Below are 16,600 nucleotides of genomic sequence, written 5' to 3'. Positions count from 1 at the left end.
CCGCGTGCTTCTGCCGCCTTCAGCGCTTGCGCGCGCGGCCCCGACGCGGGCGCCCGCCGCCCTCCGGCGAGAGGTTGGCGCCGGCCAGACGCTCCTGCTCGTCCAGCGCCAGCGTCATGCGCCCGCGCGAGGCCAGCAGATGGTTGCGCATCGCCTGTTCCGCGCCCGCCGGGTCGCGCGCGAGAAGCGCACTGACGATCGCCTCATGCTCCTGCACGGCCTTGGCGGTGGCGTTGGTCCTGAACAGGAAGCGGAAGATGTGGAGATGGACGTGCAGGCCCTCGACCGTCTCCGCGATGAAGCGGTTGCCGCTCGCCGCCGTCACCAGCTGGTGCAGGCGCGCGTCGCCTTCCGCGAACTGGGCGTAGGCCAGCTCATTGCCGGTCTGCTGGCGCGACATTTCCTCGGCAAGCGTTTCCAGCGCGCGCAGCGCCTCGTCATTGGCCTTTTCCGCCGCGAAGGCCGCCGCCGCCGGCTCGATCAGCAGGCGCAGCTCGAACAGGTCGTGCACTTCCTGGCGGGTCAGCAGTTCCGCCGCCCGGAAGCCGACATTGGGGATCTTGTAGGCGAGCTTCTGCGCCTCCAGCAGCGTCAGCGCCTCGCGGATCGGGGTCTGCGAGATTTCGAGCTGCCGCGCCAGCGCCTCGATGCTGATATGCCCGCCCGGCGCGATCTTCATCGTCACCAGCATGGACAGGAGCTGCTCATAAGCCAGTTCCACCAGCGATTGCGGATAGGTGGGACGCTTGTCGTCGAGCGCCACCAGCCGCGAAAACGACAGGGGATCCTGAGTGCTGGTGGCCATGTGAATCAAACCTAAAACAAAGATGATATAAGATATAGGTTCTCATCGTTCCAACCAAGCGACGCCGCGCCGCCGGGGGCCGTCATGGCGCGGGCGGGCGACGCGCGCCGCCCACCCGGCCATCGTCACCAGTTGACCGCGATATACTTGGCCTCGGTGAATTCGAGCAGCCCGTGATGGGCACCCTCGCGCCCGAGCCCGCTCTGCTTGACGCCGCCGAACGGTGCGGCGGGATCGGAGACCAGACCGCGATTGAGCGCGACCATGCCGTATTCCAGCCGCTCGGCAAGCTGAAGCCCGAGCTTCATGTTCTCGGTGTAGACATAGGCGGCGAGGCCGTATTCGGTGTCGTTGGCCATGCGCACGGCATCTTCGATGTCCTTGAACGGCACCACCGCCGCGACCGGCCCGAAAATCTCCTCGCGCAGCAGGTCGGCGTTCAGCGGCACCTCGTCGAGCACCGACGGCGGGTAGAAGAAGCCCTCGCCCGCCGGCGTCTTGCCGCCGAGCCGCACGCGCGCGCCCTTGCCAACCGCGTCGCTCACCAGCATCTCGATCTTGTCGATCGCCGCGCCGTTGATCATCGCGCCGCACTGGGTGGCAGCATCGGTTCCCGCGCCAAGCTTCAGCGCGCCCATCTTCTCCACCAGCCGGTCGACGAAAGCGGGATAGATGCCCTCCTGCACATAGAAGCGGTTGGCCGCCGTGCAGGCCTCGCCGGCATTGCGCATCTTGGCGATCATCGCGCCGTCGATGGCGGCGTCGAGATCGGCATCGTCCAGCACCAGGAACGGCGCGTTGCCGCCCAGTTCCATCGACGAGTTGATGATGTTGTAGGAAGCCTCGCGCAGCAGGATGCGGCCGACTTCGGTGGAGCCGGTGAAGGACAGCTTGCGCACGCGGCGGTCACGCAGGATGGCGCTGCACACGCTCGCGGGGTCGGAGGTGTTGATGATGTTCACCGTGCCGGCCGGCACCCCGGCGCGGCGCAGGATTTCGCCCACCGCCAGCGCGGTCAGCGGAGTCTCTTCCGCCGGCTTGAGGATGCAGGTGCAGCCGGCGGCCAGCGCCGGGGCGATCTTGCGGGTCGCCATCGCCGCCGGGAAGTTCCACGGCGTGATCAGCAGGGAGATGCCGATCGGCTGGTACTGCACCATGATGCGGTTGCCGCCGGCCGGGGCGATGCCGATGTCGCCATTGATCCGCACCGCCTCTTCCGCGTACCAGCGGAAGAACTCGGCGGCGTACATGACTTCGGAGCGCGCATCCGGCAGCGCCTTGCCGTTCTCCAGAGAGATGAGCTGTGCCAGCCAGTCGGCATGCTCGACCATGGCGTGGAAGCAGCGCTGCAGGATGACGGCGCGGGCGCGCGGCGGGGTCGCGGCCCAGGAGGCGGCGGCGGCCTGCGCGGCGTCGACCGCGGCCATGCCGTCAGCGACGGTCGCATCGGCGATCGAGGTCAGCACCGCGCCGGTGGCGGGGTTGAGAACCTCGATACGGCCCTCCCCGCTCCCCGCGACCCAGTTGTCGCCGATGAGCAGGTCGGTCGGAATCGGGAAGGACTCCTTCGCCCCGAAGCCGGGAACGACATAGGTGGCGCCGGTATCGGCGGGCATCTGGTGCGCGGTGTTGGTCGACATGATCTGTATCCCGATGATGGTCAGAGATTGCGCAGCGCGGCACGCTCGCCGGCAAAGGCGGCCTGCGTGATGTGGAGCATCGCGGCGAGGTCCAGCGGGCGCGGATTGTTCTTCACCAGCCTCTCGGCCTTCAGCGCGCCGGCGGCGACGTCGTTCTCATGACCCGACGCAAGGCCGAGCGCCTGGAGCGAGCGGGGAATGCCGATGTCGGCGAATAGCTGCGCCACCTCGTCGATGAAGAGTTGCGAACGCTGGTCTGCGCTCATCGACGCATCGCCGAGACCCACCACGCCGGCCAGTTCCGCAAAGGCGTCCGGGCTGGCGGAGCGGTTGAACTGCATGACGAAGGGCAGCAGCGCGCCGACGCCATCGCCATGCGAGGTGTGGGTGAGGTTGCCGACCGGATATTGCAGCGCATGGGCCGCCGCCGTGCCCGCCGTGCCGAAGGCGCAGCCGGCCGCCAGCGAGGCCAGCATCATGCCCTCGCGGGCCTCGACATCGCTGCCGTCCTTGCAGGCGCGGGCGAGATAGCGGAACACGTTCGAGACCGCGAGCCGGGCGAAGTGGTCCGAGAGCATGTTCTTGCCGATGAAGACGTGCTGTTCGGTCAGCATCGCGTCGGCCGGACGGGTCTTGCTGGTGAACGCCTCGACGGCATGGGCCAGCGCATCCGCGCCCGAGCAGGCGGTGAGGCCGACCGGGCAGGTCATGGTCAACTCGGGGTCGCACACCGCCATGTGTGGGATGATGTACGGGCTGGCGATGCCGATCTTGGTGCCGCGGGCGCTGTCGAGGATGACCGCGACCGGGGTGACCTCGGAGCCGGTGCCGGAGGTGGTGGGCACCGCGATCAGCGGCACGACGGGACCGGGAACGGCGAATTCACCGTAATAGGCGCTGGGCTCGCCGCCATGGGTGAGCAGCACCGAGACCACCTTCGCCATGTCGATGCAGCTGCCGCCGCCAATGCCGATGATGCTGTCCGGCTTGAAGTCGCCGACGCCGGCCACGCACTCCTTGATCGATTCGATCGGCAGGTCGGCGATGGTCTGGTCGTAGACCCGTGCCTCGACGCCGTGCGCCTCAAGGTCCTTGAGGAGGTCGGCGAAGACGGCGAGTTGCGCCATGCGGGCATCGGTGCACACCAGCGTGCGCGTTCCCAAGCGCGCGGCCGCCGAACCGATGACGTGACGCTGGCCGCCGCCGAAGAGGATGGTGTGGGGTAGACGCAGGGCTCCGAACATGGCGCAACTCACTGATAGAGGTTTTATGATACCTTGATCCCGCAAACAGCGCCAGATCGCGCCGCGGCTGGATGCGAGGGTCTAGGGTCGGGACGTCTGGTGGTCGGCCGCCTCCCCGGCATCCGCCCCGCCGCCGCGCCCGAAGATCGCGCCGAACAGCAGCGACAGCAGGGGAAGCAGCAGCAGCAGGATGCCCAGGCCCATCATCGTTCCCACCAGCGGCGTCTCGAAGAAGACAGTGAGCGAGCCGCCGGAGGACAGCATGGACTGGCGGAAGGCATCCTCCGCCTTGTCCCCCAGCACCACGGCGAGAACGAAGGGCGCGAGCGGATAGTCGAGCTTCTTGAAGACGTAGCCGACGATGCCGAAGATCAGCGCCAGCCACACGTCGAACATGTGGTTCGACACGGTATAGGCGCCGATGACGCAGATGATCGCGATCAGCGGCCCGACCACCGAGAACGGCGCGCGCAGGATGAAGGCGAACAGCGGGACGGTGGTGAGCACCAGCACGACGGCGATGAGGTTGCCGGCATACATCGAGGCGATGAGGCCCCAGACGAAATCCGGACGGGTCGTGAACAGCATCGGGCCGGGCGACAGGCCCCAGATCATCAGGCCGCCCATCATGACGGCCGCCGTGGCCGAGCCGGGAACGCCGAGCGCCAGCATCGGCAGCAGGGCGCAGGAACCGGCGGAGTGGTCCGCGGTCTCCGGCGCGACGATGCCTTCCGGCTCGCCCTTGCCGAAGAACCTGCCGCGCCGCGAGAAACGGCGGCCCAGCGCGTAGCTCATGAAGGAGGCGGCGGTCGGGCCGCCGGGGGTGATGCCCATCCAGCAGCCCACCAGCGCGCTGCGCAGCAGCGTGACCCAGTAGCGCGGCAGTTCCAGCAGCGTGCGGAAGATGACCGACAGGCTGAGCTTGGCTTTAACGCCGTCGAACTTGTAGCCCTCATCGACCGTCACCAGCAGTTCGCCGAGCCCGAACAGGCCGATGACCACGATCAGGAACGAGATGCCGCGCGTCAGATCGGCGATGCCGAAGGTGAGCCGCCCCTCGCCGGAAATCGTGTCCATGCCGACCGTGCCGGCCGCAAGGCCCAGCATGATGCACACCAGCGTCTTGAACGGCGAGCCGCCGGACATGCCGATGAAGCTGGCGAAGGCGAGGAAGTAGACGCCGAAATATTCCGGGGAGCCAAAGCGCAGCGCGAAATTCGCCACCCAGCCGGACAGCAGGGTGATGACGAGGACGCCGACCAGCGCACCGAAGCCCGCGGAGGAGAACGCCAGCGTCAGCGCCCGGACCGCCTCGCCGCGCTTGGCCATGGGGTAGCCGTCGAAGGTGGTGGCCACCGAGGACGGCTCGCCGGGAATGTTGAACAGGATGGAGGTGGTCGAGCCGCCGAACAGCGCGCCCCAATACATCGAGGTCAGCAGGATGATCGCCGAGATCGGGTCCATGGTGAAGGTCAGCGGCAGCAGCAGCGACACGCCATTCGGGGCGCCAAGGCCCGGCAGCACGCCGACCACCAGGCCGAGCAGCACACCGATCACCATCACCATGATGTGGTGTGTCGTAAGGGCGATGGCGAAGCCATCCATCAATTGGCCGAAATTGCCCATGGGTCGTTTCCTCAGCTCTTCTTGATTTTATTTCAGTAGATGCCGAAATATTCGAGGATCGGTCCCTTGAGCAGCGGAACCAGGAAGACGGTCTCGAAGATGAAGAAGTTGATGAGCACCACTGCGGCGGAGATCAGCAGGCTGGTGATGGTGCGGTAACCTACCGACACCCGCATGGCATAGAAGATGTACAGCGCCATGCCGATATAGAGACCGAGCCCGGCCGAGATGACGACCATGGCCAGGATCGGCAGGAAGAACGCCGCCAGCTGGCGCAGGCGCGTGCCGTCGATGAACGGCTCGGCCGCGACGACGCCGGCAGCCTCGCCCGCCGGACCGACGGCGGATGCTCGCGCCGCGCCCTTCCACAGCGTGTAGACGATGTTGGCAAGGCTGCCGGCGACGATCAGGCTGCCGATGCAGAAGGGGAAGTAGCCGGGCTGCGGCCCGGACTCGCCCCAGGCAATACCGTTCTCAAGCGAGCCGTAGCAGACGACCGCCCCGACAAGGGCGGTCGTCGCGGCCGCAGCCACTTCCATGGTGTTGCGGGATATTTCCATCCGAACTTAACTCCACGAGGACGGACACCGCCGTAGCGGCTGACGAGCGGGGATTACTGCCCGGAGGACAGCAGCCAGCCGTTATCCTTGTAGATCTTCTCGTAGTTCTTCACCTGTTCGGCGACATAGGCGTTGAATTCATCGCCGACGAGCACCTTGTTGATCTGGACGTTGCGCGTGGAGTAATCCTTGAACTCCGGCGTATCGGCCACCTTCTTCAGAAGGTCGGTGTAATAGGCCGCCGCCTCGGCCGGCGCGTTCGCGCCCATCCACACCGTGCGCGGCTGGAGGAAGTCCTTCACATTGATGCCGGCCTCGACGCAGGTCGGGATATCCGCCCAGCTCACGCCATCAGCCACGACGGTCTTGTCCGCCAGGCGCTCGCTGGTGAAGACGCAGAGCGGCTTCTGGTTGCCGGCCTTCCACTGCTCCAGGCTCTCGCTCGGATTGTTGGTGTTGGCCTCGACATGGCCGCCCGCGACCTGAATGGCCGCCTCGCTGCCGCTCTTGTAGGGGATGTAGGCGAGATCGATGCCGGCCGCGCGCTCGATCAACGTCACCAGCGTCTCGTCGGCGTCCTTTGCCTTGGCACCGGAGATGCGCACCTTGCCGGGGGCGGCCTTGGCCTTCTCGACGAATTCCTGCGCGGTATTGATGCCGGAAGCCTTCGGGTTGGTCCACAGGATGAACACGTCCGACGCCATGGTCATCAGCGGCTTCAGGTCCTTCATGCTGTAGGTCACCTTGGTGGTGAGCGGCAGCACATAAGCGTCCTGGGTGCCGAAATAGAGCTTGTACGGGCTGTCGGGATTGTCCTCGGCATAGGCGAACGCCTCGGAACCGGAGCCGCCCGGCTTGTTCACGACGAGAAGCGGTGTCGACACCAGCGAGTTCTTGGTCAGCGCGGCCTGCACGACGCGCGTGAAGATGTCCGAACCACCGCCCGGACCGGCAGACACGACCAGCTCGACCGGACGGTCGGGCTTCCATTCCGCGAGAGCGGCACCCGAAGCGGTAAGGCCGAAGGCCAGCGCGGTCGCCGTGAGCAGGCCGGCACGGAACACTTGATTTTTCACGTCATTTTCCTCCCTGCGCCGCTGCCCCGCGCGACGGCCTCTCGCCGTCTGCGATGTTCAGCGCGCAATTGCGATGTGGCGACGTGCGCCTTGGACGGCGCACTTCTTGTTCTCGTTGCCTCCCTTCGCTCGCACGCGATGCGACGCAGGGAGGGGATCTCGCGCCGGTAGCCCCCGATTCCAGACCGACGGAGCGGCGGTCATGCGGCGGCCCTCCACTCAAGGCTCCGAACGGCTCCTTAAATGCAATATCCTATATCATCTATGATCATGCACAGCGAAAGATCAAGCGCTTTTGTCTCGCTCAACAGCAAAACGTTCCGCGCGCCGTGGCCGCCGCCCCGTCGCCGCTACTCGTAACGGACCCCGGCCAACTCCTCGGATATCTGCCAGAGCCGCGCAGCCACGGCGGCGTCGCGTGCCTGCGCGGGCGGCGTCTCCTCTGCCGGGTGGCCGCGTGTGCCCCACAGCCGGTCGGGGCCATAGTGAGCGCCGTCGCGCGCGCCCGGATCGGTGGCGGCAAACAGCGTCGGCAGCGCGCCCTGCGCCGCGGACTGGAGCAGGAAGCGCAAGGTGCGGCGCATCATGTAGGTGCCCAGCGGCTGCCGGCCGGGCGCGTTGTAGAGGAGATTGGTGCGCGACAGGCCGGGATGCGCCGCCAGGCTGTCAACGCCCCATCCCCTCGCCCGGCTGCGCCGGCTCAGTTCGAAGGCGAACATAAGGCAGGCGAGCTTCGACTGGGCGTAGACGGGGAATGGCCGGTAGCTGCGCTCGGCCTGCAGATCGTCGAAATCGATGGCGCCGCGGCGGGCCGCGACACTGCCCACGGTTATGACGCGCGGCTGGTGCCCCCTCTTCAGCAACGGCAGCAGATGCGCGGTAAGCGCGAAGTGGCTGAGATAATTGGTGCCGAACTGGAGTTCGAAGCCGTCATGCGTCACGCAGCGCTTCGGCGGGGTCATGACGCCGGCATTGTTGACGAGAAGATCGAGACTGTCCTGCTCTCCGGAAAGCCGGGCGGCGAATGCGGAGATCGAGGCGAGGCTGGCGAGGTCAACCTCGCCGAAGCGAAGCTGCGCGTCCGGCACCTGCTTGCCGATGGCGGCCACGGCAGCCGCACCTCTCGCCGGATTTCGTCCGACGATCACCACGCTCGCCCCGGCACGCGCAAGAGCGAGAGCCGTCTCATAGCCGAGCCCGCCCGTGCCGGTGACAATGGCCGAGCGCCCGTGTTGCGGGGGAATGTCCCGCGTTGTCCAATGTGTCATCATGGATCCATGCTGGTTCTGAGTGGAGCCGGAAACGCGCCGCGTCAGGCGACACGGCGCGTCCGGCAGAGAGGTCTGGCGTGAGAGTGAGGCGTGGCGCGAGGCGTGGCGTGAGGCTTGACGGCCGCGCCATGGCGAGCACGAAAATCTGCCTATTCGTACAAACCGCCGGGGTCAGGGCACGCGCCGGAACACGATGGTCTGGCCGAGCAGGGGCGCACCGACATAGGCGCGGACTTCCATCGTGTCGCCCACCAGTTCCGCCTGCGCGGATACGGTGCGGCCGGTCGCGCCGCTGTAGAAATTCCCGCCTTCCCAGCGGCGGTCGCGCTCGTCCCATGCGAGATCGGTCATGACCACGGCCCGCTCCAGCGACCGGCCGCGCAGCGCGGGATCGGGGTTCAGCGTGTCTTTCTTGAACGTCTTGCCGTCAGCCTCCACCAGCAGCCGGCCATAGAGCATGCGCGCCGCATAGCTGCCGCCGGCGTCGAAAATCTCGAGCTTGATACCGCCGTCCATGGCTTCCCAGACCCCGATGATCTGGTGCGCCGAGGTGGCCTGGGCCGTCGCGTGGCCGGAGGGAAGCGTGGCTGTGGCGGCCGCGAGACCGGCGGCCAGCACGTGTCTCATCACAAAGCTGAGCATGGGGAATTCCTGTTCCAGGGGATGGCCGCCGGGGATCCGTGTCCGGTCACCGGGCAGGATGATGGCCAGCGGCCCGCGCCGCCGCGCCCACCCTGCGGTGGCGCCACCCGAGTTGATCCGTCGCCGGCGACACCCGCCGGCCGTGACCTGAGCTGTCAACGAGCGGAAAGGTTACGCGCCGGCGGAACGGGGACGAATGCCGGAACGCGCAAAAAATCTGCCTGATCCTCCATTCGAGCACCCGCGCGTCGCGGCCTCCGCCAACGGTCGCAGCGGGTGAAGCCCGGGGGCGGGACCGGCTCGCGGCGCGAACGAAAACGCCCCGCGGTCAGGCCGGCATCGGCTGACAGGCGGGGCGCGATCGAGGCGCGAGGGTTGCGTGGTGTCAGGGCATGGGGGCGGTGGGCAGGTCGCGGCCGGTCAGCGAGCGATACAGGCGATGCTGGTTCAACACGTCGCGCTTCGGGGCGATCCCAAACATCCGGGAGTATTCGCGGCTGAACTGGGAGGCGCTTTCATAGCCGACCTTGTACGACGCATCGGCGACGCTGGCGGCATTCGCGACCATGAGGCGCCGCGCCTCCAGCAGCCGCAACTGCTTCTGGTATTGCAGCGGCGTCATCGAGGTCAGTGCCTTGAAATGCTGATGGAAGGATGACGGGCTCATGCGCGCCGCATCCGCGAGCTGCTCCACCCGCATCGGCTGGGCGATGTTCGCGCGGATGAGATGGATGGCCGTGGCGACCCGCTCGGTCGCCGACGCCGGCAGCGACAGCTTGCGGACCTCGGCGCCGTGCGGGCCGCTGAGCAACCAGTAGCAGATATCGCGCATCACCGAGGGATAGAGGATGGGGACGGCTTTCGGCGTGTGCGACATCCGCACCAGACGGTGGATGCATTCCGCCAGCGGCTCATCCACGTCGGCCACGAACACGCAGGGGCCGCTGCTGACATCCTCCTCCGACAGGTCGTCCATCCCCTGCACCATGTCCCGGATGACCGCGACATCGAGATCGATGGTGAGGCCGACGAAGGGCTCGTCGGCGCTGGCGGTAATGATGCGGCCGGCCGCCGGCAGTTCTATGCTGACGACAAGGCATTCCATGCGGCCATAGTCGAGCGTATCGCCGCCGAAGAGGATCTGCTTCGCTCCCTGAAGCACCACGCAGAGCGAGGGCTGGTAGACCTTGCGGTGGGGCATCACTTCCTGGAAGGAGCGAATGAAGTTGACCCCCGACATCGGTGTCGTGAACAGGCCCTGCCCGCCACCCTTGCTGTCGATGTAGTCGGTGACGGCCTCAAACAGCGATGACGACACATACGCCTCCGGTTCGTTCTGCCCCCGGCCGGCCCGCTCCCCCCTGATGGGAAGCGGAGGGGCGGCTGGAGGAATAGGCAGATTTATTGACGGTTCGGGCATTCTGACCATCGGCCACTCCTTCTAGCTTAGTGGTGCGACCCAGCTAGGAGCCTGCTCAGGATGACTGAAACTGCCGCGAGATCAATAGATGCCATAAAGGATATCCGCTATCCACCCGCCGCTTCCGGTAGCGAATACGTGAGTGGCGCGCATGGATATGCAATACTTTTGACACTTTTCCTCGTAAGCACCATTTCACAAGTCGATCGGATTCTGCCTTTCATCATGGCCGAGGCCATCCGGCTCGACCTTTCCCTGAATGACACGCAGATCGGTCTGCTGACCGGCATCCCGTTCGCCATCTGCTACACCCTGCTTTCACTGCCGCTCGCCCGTGCGGCGGATCGCGGCTCGCCGCGCGTCGTGCTTGTCGGCTGCATCCTTGTCTGGAGCGCGATGACGGCGCTCGGCGGGGCGGCCGCGAGCTTCCTCATGCTGGCGCTGACCCGCTTCGGCGTCGCCTCGGGAGAGGCGGGCGCCTTCCCGGCGGGTCACGCCATCATCGCCCGGAAGATCCGGCCCGAACGACGCGGCCTCGCGATCGGGCTGTTTGCCATGGGCATGCCGATCGGGGCGATGGTGGGGTTCGCCGCCGGGGGCGCGGTGGCCGACGCCCTGGGCTGGCGGGTGGCGCTGATCGGCGCGGGGGCCATTGGCGGTGCCATCGGCCTGCTGGCTTTCCTCGTCATCGGCCCGATGCTGCCGCTGCGGCAGTCCACCGCCAATGGCGACACGTTCCTGCGCTCCAGCGCGCGGCTGCTGGCGACGCCGGCCTTTCGCTGGCTTTTCGTCGCCGCGATCGCGGTCGGCTTCGCCTCGGCCCCGTTCTATGCCTTCGCGGCCCCCTTCCTGATGCGCGTCCATGGATTCACCGCGTCGCAGGCGGGGCTCGCCTTCGGGCTGCTGCAGGGACTGATGGGAATTTTCGGAACGGTCATCGGCGGACGCATGTTCGACCGCGCGGTGCAGTCCGGCAGCGGCCGGGTGCTGGGCCCGCCCGCCATCCTGTTCCTGATCGCCAGCGTGACCACATCGGCGGCGTTGTTCGCCCCCCTCGGCTGGGTGGCCGTCGCCCTGCTGGTGCCGGGCATGCTGTCCTTCAGCTTCATGCTGCCATGGGCGTTCGGCGCCGCGCATCTCGTTGCCGGAAAAGGCAAGGAGGCGCAGGCCACCAGCATCGTCATGGTCGGCTCCGGGCTGATGGGCCCGGCACTCGGACCGCTCATCGTCGGCCTCGTCAGCGATGCGGCGACGGCCGCGCACATCCCCAATGGACTGGCTCTCGGCATGTTGGCGGTTCCGGTCGCGAGCATCGCCACCGCCCTCGCCATGCTCATCGCCAACCGGCGCATCGCGGCCGCCTTCGGCCGGCGCTGACCGGCGCCCCCGCTCGCCCGCCCCCCTTTCCTTCCTGACATCACGGACCGTCTCGCGCCTCGGGCGCCGACGATCCCTCGCGTCCCCATGGCGGCACCCGCGCAGCGCGACGGTGTGCCCGCAGCAAGAGGCATTTCCCGCAATGAACCAGCCCATCGCCGAAACACTCAGCTTCTTCCAGGCCTGGCTCCGCAGCCCCCGTCGCGTCGCGGCCATCGCGCCGTCGGGCCGCGCCCTTGCGAGCCTCATCACCCGCGAAATCTCGCGCGATACCGGCCCGGTCATCGAGCTTGGCCCGGGCACCGGGGCCTTCACCCGCGCCTTGCTGGCGCGCGGCATCCGGCAGGAGGATCTCGCCCTGATCGAAGCCGGCTCGGAATTCGCCGTCGTGCTCCAGGCCCGCTACCCCGGTGCGCGCACGCTGTGGATGGATGCCGCGCGGCTACGGACCGTGGAACTGTTCGAGGGCCGGCCGGCCGGTGCCGTGGTCAGCGGCCTGCCGCTCCTGTCCATCGCCCCGCGCAAGGTGATGGCCATCCTGATCGGCGCCTTCGACAAGATGCGGCCGGACGGCGCGTTCTACCAGTTCACCTATGGCCCGCGCTGTCCCGTGCCATCGCGCGTGCTCGACCATCTCGGCCTGACGGCGGAATACATGGGGGGAACGCTGGCAAACCTGCCGCCGGCTGCCGTCTACCGGCTCAGGAAAACAGCTGGCCCGCGGAGCTGACGGAGCGCGCGGCACGGCAGCGAAGGCCAATTGTAACACTTCGTAAGCGCGCCCGGCGCTCGCGACAGGTCACGACAAAATCGCCCTCCGGCAGCGCAAACTGCGCGACAAGTGCCCGCTAGCCTTCCTTACGACCGGGACGACGAGGTGCAGAACCCCGTTCGTCCGCCCACAGGAGGGACCATCATGACCAAGCGAAACGAAGACCGGGAGCCGGACTACCTCCGGCGTCTCGGGAGGCGAGCCCGGCTCGGCGATGTGCTGCTGGTGGAAGGGACGCTGTGCGCGCTTGCCGTCAGCCTGCTCGTGTTCGTCCCCGCGCTTGCGGACAAAGCCCCACCGCACGCACCGCCGGCCCTGCAGGCGACCTATCGCGTGTGCACACCCGTCTTCGCTGCCGGGGACGATGACGAACCGGCACCGGCCGGGCCCGGCATCGCCGATCCGTCACAGCCGTCCTGCGCCGGATCGGCACGCCCGCTGTTCCTCGTGCAGGAGGCGCGCCGCCAGGACAGCGCGCACCGCCACTCGTTTCATTGAGGGGCCGTGCCCAGCCGCACCGCCGTCGCCGTCCGACCATTCCCAGCTGAACACCGGGCACTCACCATGACAGCCTTTACCATCAACGGACGGACCGTCGACGTTGCCGCCGAACCGGACACGCCGCTCCTGTGGATCATCCGCGATCAGCTCAAGCTCACCGGGACGAAATTCGGCTGCGGCATCGCCGTTTGCGGGGCCTGCACCGTGCATGTCGATGGCGAGCCCACACGCTCCTGCCAGACCCATTTGCAGGATGTGGCGGGGCGCCAGGTGACCACCATCGAGGGGCTTGCGCCCGATGCCGGCCACCCGCTTCAGAAAGCCTGGATTGCCGAACAGGCACCGCAATGCGGCTACTGCCAGTCGGGCCAGATCATGCAGGCCGCCGGGCTTCTGGCGCGCAATCCGCACCCCAGCCGCGATGAAATCGTCGCCCATATGGACGGCAATCTGTGCCGCTGCGGCACCTACGACCGCATTTTGCGCGCCATCGAGCGCGCGGCGCAGGAGGGCTGAACCATGTCGGAACGTCTCCAGCCGCACGCGGCGGCTCTCTCACGGCGCAGCTTTCTCGTCACGCTGGGAGGCGCGGGCATCGCGGTGGCCTTTGGCGGCCTCGCCTCGGTCGCCCGCGCCGCCGCCGAGGTCGCCACGGCCGGCGGCCTCGCACCCAATGCCTGGGTGACCATCGAAGCCGACGGCACGGTCAACCTCATCTCACCCGCCGTCGAGATGGGCCAGGGCGTGAAGACCGCCCTGCCCCTGCTGATTGCCGAGGACATGGACGCCGACTGGGAGAAGGTGCGCATCATCCAGGCGCCTTCCGACGCCGAGACCTATGGCAATCCCGGCTTTTACGGCATCCAGCTGACCGGGGGCAGCGAGACGGTTCGCGGCTATTATTCGCTGCTGCGCCTCGCCGGCGCGCAGACCCGCAAGGTGCTTCTGGCCGGCGCCGCCGCGCAGCTTGGCCTGCCGGTGAGCGAACTTGCGACCGAGCCCGGCCGTGTCGTTCACGCCGGCAGCGGGCGCTCTCTTTCCTATGGCCAGATCGCCGCGACCGGCCTGCTGCCCGATCCGCTGCCGCAGGCCAGCGAGGCCGACCTCAAGCCCGCCGCCCAGTGGCGCTATATCGGCCGCCATGACGTTGACCGGGTCGACGTGCCCTCCAAGGTCGACGGTTCGGCCCGGTTCGGAATCGATGTCGATCTGCCCGGCATGCTCCACGGTGCCGTGCTGCGTCCGCCGGTGCCGGGCGAGCGCCCGGAGCGGATCGACGATGAAGCGGCCAGGGCCGTGAAGGGCATCGTCGGCATCGTGCCCCTGCCCTATGGCGTCGGCATTCTCGGCGAGAGTACCGATGCGGTGCGCCGGGCCAAGGACGCGCTGGTCGTTACATGGAGCACCGCTTCGCGGGTGCGCCGCTACGAGAGCGCGGCCCTCGCCGACGCCTACCGCGATGTCGGCCGCGATCTCTCCCGCACCGGCGTGCCGGCGCGCGCGGAGGGCAACGCGCCCGCCGCCATCGCCGGCGCGGCCCGCGTGATCGTCGCCGACTATCTGACCGACCATGTCCATCACGCCACCATGGAGCCGATGAATGCGACGGCGCGCGTGTCCGGCGACACGGTGGAGGTCTGGGCGCCGACGCAGGGGCCGACAGCGACGCAACGTTTCGCGGCGGCCGCAGCGGGAACCACGCCGGACAAGGTGACGGTCCATGCCACGCTGCTTGGCGGCGGTTTCGGCCGGCGGGCCGAGGAGGATTTCATCACCGACGCGGTGCGGCTCGCCAAAGAGGTCGAGGGTCGCCCGGTGAAGGTGGTCTGGAGCCGCGAGGACGATGTCCGGCACGGCAAATACCGCCCGCTCGCGGCCCAGCACGTCGAGGTCGGGCTCGACGGATCGGGCAACATCGTCGGCTGGCGCCACCGCGTGGTTGCCGACTCCATCTTTGCCCGCACCCTGCCTCAGCTGTTTCAGAGCGAGGGCGGGCTCGATACCGTCGTCACCGACGGCACGCTCTTCAACTATCGCGTTCCGGCCCATCTGGTGGAGTTCATCCGGCAGGACAGCGGGCGCGATGTCGGCTTCTGGCGCGGGGTGGGCTATGGCCAGAACAATTTCGGTGTCGAATGCACCCTCGACGAAATCGCGGCTGCCAGAGGCGACGATCCGGTGGCGCTCCGGCTGGAATTGCTGAGCGGCCAGCCGCGGGCGCAGAAGGTGATCGAGGCGGTCGCCGCGCTGGCCGACTGGCGGCGGCCCCGCGAAGGACGGGCTCTCGGGCTCGCCTATACCGACGCCTTCGGCGCGCATTGCGCCGAGGTCGTCGAGGTGTCGCTGGACAGGGAGAGCGGCGAGATCCGCCTGCATGAGGTGTGGTGCGTGGTCGATCCGGGCGTCGCCGTGCAGCCGCGCAACATCGAGGCCCAGATCACCGGCGCGATCGTCTTCGGCGCCAGCCATGCACTTTACGAGCAGATCAACATCGTCGCCGGCGAGGTGCAGGAAGGCAATTTCGACACCTACCGCATCCTGCGCATGTCGGAGATGCCGCGCATCCATGTCACGGTGACGCCGACACCGGAGAACAAGCCGGCCGGCATCGGCGAGGTCGGGCTGCCGCCGATCGGGCCGGCCATCGCCAATGCGGTCGCGCGGCTGACGGGCGGGGTGCGGCTGCGGCACTATCCATTCCTGCCGGAGCGGGTGAAGGCGGCACTGGCCGGCTGACGGCTCCACCTGTTGGGCGCGAGGATGTGGACGAGGGGCGCAGCGAGACGTGCGCGCCTCACTCCCCACCGCAGAGCTGTCGCATCTTCTCGGTATCGGCGGCGCCGGACGGGACATAAACCAGCAGCCTGAGATCCGGCCGCCCGTCGATTGCGAAGGACGAAAACTCGAAGCTGATCTCGCCGACGACGCGGTGACGGATGGTCTTGGCTCCTTCGCCGGTGATCGTGACGCCGTTCTCACTCCACAGGCGAACGAAGTCCGGGCTGCTGGCGGAGAGTTCCGCAACCAGCTCGGCCGCGCGGGGATTTTCGCCGCTGCGCGCGGTCTCGGCGCGGAAGGTCGCCACAAGGAAGCGCGCGACCGACTCCCAATCGCCCTGGGCCGCGCGTGTCGCCGGATCGAGGAACATCCGTCGCAGGATATTGCGCGCCTCGGGCGCGAGCGCTTCGTAATCCGAGAGAGCCATTCGCGCCGCGTGGTTCCAGCCGATGATGTCCCAGGTCGCGGTGGCGACGGTCGCCGGGATCATCGGCATGGCATCGAGGAAGCGCTGCAGGCGCGCGGAGATGCCTTCCTGCGAAACGGCACGGGTCTTGGGCGGGTGGCCCAGGCCAACCAGGAACAGATGCTCGCGCTCCGCCTCCGTCATCATGAGCGCATGGGCGAGACTGTCGAGCACGCGGGTCGAGGGAGCACCGCCGCGCCCCTGTTCGAGCCAGGTGTACCAGGTGGTGCTGATATGGGCCCGCTGGGCGACCTCCTCGCGCCGCAGACCCGGCGTCCGGCGGCGTCCGCCCAGCCCGAGCGCGGCAGCATCGAGCCTTTGACGGCGATCCTTCAGAAAGGCGCCAAGGCGGTTCGCATCGCAGGTGCCGACCGATATGTTAGTCATTATACCCGTATAAGATCACGTATTTAACTGGATAA

15 protein-coding genes are annotated in these 16,600 nt (G+C 67.7%); 5 read left to right on the top strand and 10 right to left on the bottom strand.

The genetic code is table 11. The features are described 5' to 3' along the window. Nucleotides 1-19: 19 nt before the first annotated feature. The 9 genes from MKI84_RS04675 to MKI84_RS04635 all read right to left on the bottom strand — a co-directional run bounded on the left by MKI84_RS04675 (nt 20) and on the right by MKI84_RS04635 (nt 10,182). Nucleotides 20-805, bottom strand: coding sequence for a GntR family transcriptional regulator (locus tag MKI84_RS04675; protein ID WP_241616917.1), 786 nt, complete (start codon nt 803-805; stop codon nt 20-22). A 125-nt stretch (nt 806-930) separates the two neighbouring features. After that, nucleotides 931-2,445, bottom strand: coding sequence for an NAD-dependent succinate-semialdehyde dehydrogenase (locus tag MKI84_RS04670; RefSeq protein WP_241616915.1), 1,515 nt, complete (start codon nt 2,443-2,445; stop codon nt 931-933). Nucleotides 2,446-2,465: 20 nt separating this feature from the next. Then, entirely contained in the window at nt 2,466-3,689 is a 1,224-nt protein-coding gene (locus MKI84_RS04665; protein ID WP_241616913.1) for an iron-containing alcohol dehydrogenase, read from the bottom strand. 81 nt (nt 3,690-3,770) lie between these two features. Then, nucleotides 3,771-5,315: a tripartite tricarboxylate transporter permease gene (locus tag MKI84_RS04660; RefSeq protein ID WP_241616910.1), complete on the bottom strand. Its 1,545-nt coding sequence runs from the start codon at nt 5,313-5,315 to the stop codon at nt 3,771-3,773. Between the two features lie 32 nt (nt 5,316-5,347). Next, nucleotides 5,348-5,875, bottom strand: coding sequence for a tripartite tricarboxylate transporter TctB family protein (locus MKI84_RS04655; protein WP_241616906.1), 528 nt, complete (start codon nt 5,873-5,875; stop codon nt 5,348-5,350). A 53-nt stretch (nt 5,876-5,928) separates the two neighbouring features. Continuing rightward, on the bottom strand, nt 5,929-6,951 hold the full coding sequence (locus tag MKI84_RS04650) for a Bug family tripartite tricarboxylate transporter substrate binding protein (RefSeq protein WP_241616904.1): 1,023 nt from the start codon (nt 6,949-6,951) through the stop codon (nt 5,929-5,931). Between the two features lie 350 nt (nt 6,952-7,301). Next, a complete protein-coding gene (locus tag MKI84_RS04645) occupies nt 7,302-8,219 on the bottom strand; it encodes an SDR family oxidoreductase (RefSeq protein WP_241616902.1) in 918 nt (305 codons plus the stop codon). A gap of 174 nt (nt 8,220-8,393) precedes the next feature. Beyond that, nucleotides 8,394-8,864: a DUF2147 domain-containing protein gene (locus MKI84_RS04640; RefSeq protein WP_241616900.1), complete on the bottom strand. Its 471-nt coding sequence runs from the start codon at nt 8,862-8,864 to the stop codon at nt 8,394-8,396. A 385-nt stretch (nt 8,865-9,249) separates the two neighbouring features. Next, nucleotides 9,250-10,182 (bottom strand): AraC family transcriptional regulator, encoded by a 933-nt coding sequence (locus tag MKI84_RS04635; protein WP_241616898.1) that lies wholly within the window; start codon nt 10,180-10,182, stop codon nt 9,250-9,252. A gap of 162 nt (nt 10,183-10,344) precedes the next feature. Between MKI84_RS04635 and MKI84_RS04630 the strand changes: the two genes are divergently transcribed. The 5 genes from MKI84_RS04630 to MKI84_RS04610 all read left to right on the top strand — a co-directional run bounded on the left by MKI84_RS04630 (nt 10,345) and on the right by MKI84_RS04610 (nt 15,670). After that, a complete protein-coding gene (locus tag MKI84_RS04630) occupies nt 10,345-11,661 on the top strand; it encodes an MFS transporter (RefSeq protein ID WP_281063193.1) in 1,317 nt (438 codons plus the stop codon). 142 nt (nt 11,662-11,803) lie between these two features. Beyond that, entirely contained in the window at nt 11,804-12,391 is a 588-nt protein-coding gene (locus MKI84_RS04625) for a class I SAM-dependent methyltransferase (protein ID WP_241616894.1), read from the top strand. A 186-nt stretch (nt 12,392-12,577) separates the two neighbouring features. Further along, the gene (locus MKI84_RS04620) at nt 12,578-12,931 is read left to right on the top strand and encodes a hypothetical protein (RefSeq protein WP_241616893.1); all 354 of its coding nucleotides are present in this window, start codon (nt 12,578-12,580) and stop codon (nt 12,929-12,931) included. A 66-nt stretch (nt 12,932-12,997) separates the two neighbouring features. Beyond that, on the top strand, nt 12,998-13,450 hold the full coding sequence (locus MKI84_RS04615) for a (2Fe-2S)-binding protein (protein WP_241616891.1): 453 nt from the start codon (nt 12,998-13,000) through the stop codon (nt 13,448-13,450). Between the two features lie 3 nt (nt 13,451-13,453). Beyond that, entirely contained in the window at nt 13,454-15,670 is a 2,217-nt protein-coding gene (locus MKI84_RS04610) for a xanthine dehydrogenase family protein molybdopterin-binding subunit (RefSeq protein WP_241616887.1), read from the top strand. 58 nt (nt 15,671-15,728) lie between these two features. Here MKI84_RS04610 and MKI84_RS04605 read toward each other — a convergent pair whose 3' ends face one another. Then, a complete protein-coding gene (locus MKI84_RS04605) occupies nt 15,729-16,565 on the bottom strand; it encodes a helix-turn-helix transcriptional regulator (protein ID WP_241616886.1) in 837 nt (278 codons plus the stop codon). Nucleotides 16,566-16,600: the final 35 nt, after the last annotated feature.

This window comes from Ancylobacter gelatini, assembly GCF_022601675.1.
GTDB lineage: Bacteria > Pseudomonadota > Alphaproteobacteria > Rhizobiales > Xanthobacteraceae > Ancylobacter > Ancylobacter gelatini.
Note: the sequence above shows the minus strand (reverse complement) of the source record. Positions and strands in the feature narration are given on the sequence as shown.

Excerpts from the sequence above, each read along its gene's own strand:
- MKI84_RS04675 (WP_241616917.1), bottom strand. The coding sequence starts at position 805 with ATGGCCACCAGCACTCAGGATCCCCTGTCGTTTTCGCGGCTGGTGGCG.
- MKI84_RS04670 (WP_241616915.1), bottom strand. The coding sequence starts at position 2,445 with ATGTCGACCAACACCGCGCACCAGATGCCCGCCGATACCGGCGCCACC.
- MKI84_RS04665 (WP_241616913.1), bottom strand. The coding sequence starts at position 3,689 with ATGTTCGGAGCCCTGCGTCTACCCCACACCATCCTCTTCGGCGGCGGC.
- MKI84_RS04660 (WP_241616910.1), bottom strand. The coding sequence starts at position 5,315 with ATGGGCAATTTCGGCCAATTGATGGATGGCTTCGCCATCGCCCTTACG.
- MKI84_RS04655 (WP_241616906.1), bottom strand. The coding sequence starts at position 5,875 with ATGGAAATATCCCGCAACACCATGGAAGTGGCTGCGGCCGCGACGACC.
- MKI84_RS04645 (WP_241616902.1), bottom strand. The coding sequence starts at position 8,219 with ATGACACATTGGACAACGCGGGACATTCCCCCGCAACACGGGCGCTCG.
- MKI84_RS04640 (WP_241616900.1), bottom strand. The coding sequence starts at position 8,864 with ATGCTCAGCTTTGTGATGAGACACGTGCTGGCCGCCGGTCTCGCGGCC.
- MKI84_RS04630 (WP_281063193.1), top strand. The coding sequence starts at position 10,345 with ATGACTGAAACTGCCGCGAGATCAATAGATGCCATAAAGGATATCCGC.
- MKI84_RS04625 (WP_241616894.1), top strand. The coding sequence starts at position 11,804 with ATGAACCAGCCCATCGCCGAAACACTCAGCTTCTTCCAGGCCTGGCTC.
- MKI84_RS04620 (WP_241616893.1), top strand. The coding sequence starts at position 12,578 with ATGACCAAGCGAAACGAAGACCGGGAGCCGGACTACCTCCGGCGTCTC.
- MKI84_RS04615 (WP_241616891.1), top strand. The coding sequence starts at position 12,998 with ATGACAGCCTTTACCATCAACGGACGGACCGTCGACGTTGCCGCCGAA.
- MKI84_RS04610 (WP_241616887.1), top strand. The coding sequence starts at position 13,454 with ATGTCGGAACGTCTCCAGCCGCACGCGGCGGCTCTCTCACGGCGCAGC.
- MKI84_RS04605 (WP_241616886.1), bottom strand. The coding sequence starts at position 16,565 with ATGACTAACATATCGGTCGGCACCTGCGATGCGAACCGCCTTGGCGCC.